Raw genomic sequence first — 1,837 nt, forward strand, 5'->3', positions numbered from 1 at the left:
CCTCGTATAATAAGTTTATAGCAGTCATTTAACTGACTATAAACTTATTTATTTTTATATTTTAGTATAGATAAGAAAGTATCTATGTTTTTCTGTGGGGATTCTCCCAATTCCATAGTTGCTGTCTATTCTACTTTCCAATCTGTACAGATTTCATTTAACTGTTTATAAAGGAATTTCCTAATGTTAAAATAGTCCTAACGGAACTTTAGCAAAGGTTACTGCTTTTTTCCTCCTGCAAAACTTATTGTTATTGCCTATTAAGCTTGCAGCCTGACCAGAGTATCACATTCTGCTTACACAAATGTTGCATCTCCATTCGTAGCCACCAGCAAGGTATTTCGCATGGATGAATGCTGATTACGCGAGGGTGCAGTCAGTGCTCTGGATTAGGATAATTCCTTTGTAAGTTTCCTCATTACTCTCGAAAGGTGGTGATTTCATGAAGAAAGTAGATTACTTATCAACTCTATTTGTTGGTATTGATATTGGTGCGAGACAAAACGTTGTCTCTGCAATTAATTTTGAACAGGAATTTTTAATTAAAATGAAGCCTGTTCCTAACACGCAATCTGGTGCAGATCAATTGGAAGCTATTCTTGTTGATATACTTAGCAATAGTACCTTTAAAACTGTCATAATTGGCTTAGAATCTACTTCGTTTTATGGTGTACATATTGCAAATTTTTTATCTGCAAGTGAAAAACTTATACCTTACAAACCATATGTCTACTGTTTGAACCCTAAGGAAGTCGCTAACTACAAAGACTCCTTCAACTCTCTTGATAAAAATGATGGCGTTGATTCTTTTGTCATTGCTGACTTTGCAAGAGTTGGCAGAATTCATACTGAGCCTTGGCGAGGTTCTCAATATCTTGCTCTTCAAAGGCTTACAAGACATAGGCTTCATATAGTTGAATGCTTAACCAGAGAAAAGACTTACATGTTATCCAATGTATTTCTTAAGTTCAGCGAATTCGCTTTGTTACAAGGAGAAGATCATCCTTTTTCTAATAAATATGGTGCTACCGCATCTTCAATACTTACTGAATTTCTATCTTCTGAAGATATTGCAAATACTTCAATTGAAGAACTTGTTGACTTCGTCAGTAGAAAAAGTCGTAAAAGGATTTCTAATCCTCAGATAACTGCTGAAATTCTACAGCAGGCGGCACGTAATTCATACCGTCTTGATAAATGTTTGTATGAGCCATTAACAACCTCTATTGCTTGTTCTTTCAACTGTATTCAAGCTTTTGATAAAGAACTTAAAGCAATTAACAAAGCTATTGAAAAAGCTGTTATGGGAATGAACCCTGTGGAATATCAAATATTAATGTCTATCCCAGGTTTTGGTCCTGTTTACTCCAGTGGCATTCTTGCTGAATTAGGAAGTGTGCATGCCTTTCCTAATAATGATGCCATTGCTAAATATGCTGGCATCGTGTGGAAAGAAAATCAATCTGGAGGCTTTAAAGCTGAAAATACACCTATGAACAAAGCTGGTAACCGTTATTTACGCTATTATCTGATAGAAGCAGCAGGAAGTGTCGTTTGCCATATTCCTGAATATCAAAAGTTCTATCAGAAAAAATTTGCTGAAGTAACTACACATCAGCACAAACGAGCACTCGCACTAACATCTCGTAAATTAATTCGTATGATTTTTGGATTGCTGGCTAAAAATCAGCTCTACTCTTCAAATAGAGTAGATTAAATTTCATAATTATACAAACATACATTCTTATTGGACTGTATGCTTGTTAAGGTTACCCTTTTTTAAAGAAATCATTTCATTTTTCTTTTATTTTGTTCTTGACATATTACCAAATTGCTT

General features: G+C 34.7%; 1 protein-coding gene. It reads left to right on the forward strand.

Features of this window, described 5'->3' with window-relative positions:
• The first annotated feature begins 442 nt into the window (after positions 1 to 442).
• Positions 443 to 1,717 carry an IS110 family RNA-guided transposase gene (locus tag FGK85_RS15055; RefSeq protein WP_138207966.1) on the forward strand — a complete coding sequence of 425 codons (1,275 nt, stop codon included), beginning with the start codon at positions 443 to 445 and terminating at the stop codon, positions 1,715 to 1,717.
• Positions 1,718 to 1,837: the final 120 nt, after the last annotated feature.

The organism is Haloimpatiens lingqiaonensis, from assembly GCF_901447495.1.
In the GTDB taxonomy this organism is placed as follows: domain Bacteria; phylum Bacillota; class Clostridia; order Clostridiales; family Clostridiaceae; genus Haloimpatiens; species Haloimpatiens lingqiaonensis.